The sequence below is a fragment of the Mesorhizobium sp. M7A.F.Ca.MR.362.00.0.0 genome (assembly GCF_004023175.1).
Classification (GTDB): Bacteria; Pseudomonadota; Alphaproteobacteria; order Rhizobiales; family Rhizobiaceae; genus Mesorhizobium.
In genome coordinates this window covers 502-1,140 of sequence record NZ_RZTF01000779.1, presented here as the reverse complement: position 1 = coordinate 1,140, position 639 = coordinate 502, and the positions used below count along the sequence as shown (strand labels likewise).

The 639-nt window shown below is 67.0% G+C and carries 1 pseudogene; it reads right to left on the bottom strand.

Features of this window, described 5'->3' with window-relative positions:
* Positions 1–59 precede the first annotated feature (59 nt).
* Positions 60–639 (bottom strand): annotated as a pseudogene (locus EOC06_RS44640) (exopolyphosphatase); the annotation flags it as partial.

The window sequence follows — 639 nt, the reverse complement described above, 5'->3', positions numbered from 1 at the left end:
GTCCATGGCCCTGCGTCGACGGGCGTGGTTCGGCGTAACGCCTACTTGACCGACACGCCCTACTTCACCGACATGCTGGGCCCACCCTCGACGGCCAGCACCAGCCGGCGGTTGGTTATCCTTGCCAGTTGCGCCAGGCGCCCGGCCGGCCGCTCGCCATAGAGATCGGCCAGCGATGCCGGCAAGACCAGCGCCAGCACGCCGTTGGCGCGCTGTTCCCATTTCAGCCTGGGCATGATGCCGGGCATCGACGCCGTCAGCAGGTAGACGACGCGCATCATCGCGGCGAGCACGCGGGCGCGCTCCAGATAACGCGGCGGCGCCAGCGCCTTGATCTCGGGGGCGATGGCTTCGTTGAAGATGCCGTCATGACGATAGGCGTTGGCCATGGCCAGGAAAGCACGGCCGGGATGGTCGACGCCGAAGAAGGAGGCGTGCGCAATGATGTTGAGCGATTGCTTGCCGCGATATTCGGGGTGCGCGCGCCAGCCGATATCGGCCAGCAATGCGGCCGCGTGGCGGTAGCGCGCCTCGTCTTCGGTCTCGTCGATGCCGAAAGCGGCAAAGGTTTTGGCGGTCCAGTCGACAAGTTCATGCGCATGGGCGACGGAGCGCGAGCGCAGGCGGGCGAGTTCCTCC